The sequence below is a fragment of the Streptomyces sp. NPDC022910 genome (genome assembly GCF_055561075.1).
This window is the reverse complement of record NZ_JBVHHL010000175.1, coordinates 1-1420: the sequence shown is the minus strand read 5'-3', so window position 1 is coordinate 1420 and position 1420 is coordinate 1. Positions and strand designations below refer to the sequence as shown.

The window sequence follows — 1420 nt, the reverse complement described above, 5'->3', positions numbered from 1 at the left end:
GTCTTCCGTGAGTGCGCAAGATCTGGTCGAGGACGAGTTGGCGGCGGAGGACCTCCAGGCCCTGGATACGGAGTTCGAGGCAGTGTGCGCCCGGATCGGGCCGTTGTTCTACCGGCCCGAGTCGCGGGCGCACGCGCGCGAGTACCTGCGCGGGCTGCTGGCCCCGCTGGAGAAGAAGAACGGCTGGACCATCGCCGAGCACGCGGGGGCGCCCGAGCCCAAGCGCATGCAGCGGTTCTTGAACCTGACCCCGTGGGACTCGGACCGGCTGCGGGACGAGCTGATCGGATACGCGATGGAGCGGTTTGCCGACGAACGCGCAGTGCTGATCGCGGACCCGACCGGGTTCGCCAAGAAGGGCCGCAAATCCGCCGGGGTGCAGCGGCAGTACTCCGGCACGCTGGGGCGGATCGACAACTGCCAGATCGGGACGTTCCTGGCCTACGCCACCCCCGGTGGCCACCGGCTGCTGCTGGATCGGGAGTTGTACCTGCCCGAGCACACCTGGGTGGATGACCGCGAGCGATGCCGCGAGGCCGGCGTGCCCGACACCGTCCCCTTCCGCACCCGTCCGCAGCAGGTCCAGCTCATGGTCCAGCGGGCGCTTGAGGCGAAGGTGCCCTTCGCCTGGTTCGCCGCCGACGAGGAGTTCGGCCAGAACCCGGCCCTGCGCGCCTTCCTGGAGGAGCGCACCGTCTCCTATGTGATGGCGGTGCCGAAGAACACCGAGGCCGCCACGGCGTCCGGGGATGCAGGGAAGATCGAGGAGCTGGCCGCCGCGCTGCCCAAGCGGGCCTACACCCGCCGGGCCTGCGGGATCGGCACGAAGGGCTTCCGCAGCTACGACTGGGCCGTGATCGAGAGCGCCGACCCCGACCACCGCTACATCGTCCGACGCCCGCTGGGCGGCGGCGAGTTGGCCTACTTCCACTGCTTCACCCCGCGCCGCGACCCACTGGGCGAGGTGATCCGCGCGATCGGCTCGCGCTGGCCGGTGGAGGAGTGCTTCGAGGCCGCCAAGCAGGAGGCCGGACTCGACCAGTACCAGGTACGCAAGTACGACGCCTGGTACCGGCACGTCACGATGTCGATGCTGGCCCTGTGTCTGCTCGCGGTGATGCGACAGACGCTTCAAAAGGGGAACCTCGGCCTGTGGACAACTTTCCGGGGCCGGGCTGACGGACCGTCCGCAACCGGCTGAGCCCGCCGCGGCCGGGCGAGTCCAGCCCCGCCGGGGCATACACGTCTCCCTCGCCGAGGCCCGCCGCCTGTTCAACCTCATCGGCCGCCCCCTCCGCGAGATCCAAAACGCCCTGCGTTGGTCAACGTTCCGCCGTCGCCACCAAGTTGAGGCCCGCAGGCACCACTTCCGCCGACGCATGCGCATCCAGATGATGCAGATCTAGCCCTGTAGTACTAG

The 1420-nt window shown here is 69.4% G+C and carries 1 protein-coding gene; it reads left to right on the top strand.

Features of this window, described 5'->3' with window-relative positions; all coding sequences use genetic code 11:
* The first annotated feature begins 37 nt into the window (after positions 1-37).
* A complete protein-coding gene (locus ACZ3TS_RS42995) occupies positions 38-1201 on the top strand; it encodes an IS701 family transposase (protein ID WP_467628716.1) in 1164 nt (387 codons plus the stop codon).
* Positions 1202-1420 lie beyond the last annotated feature (219 nt).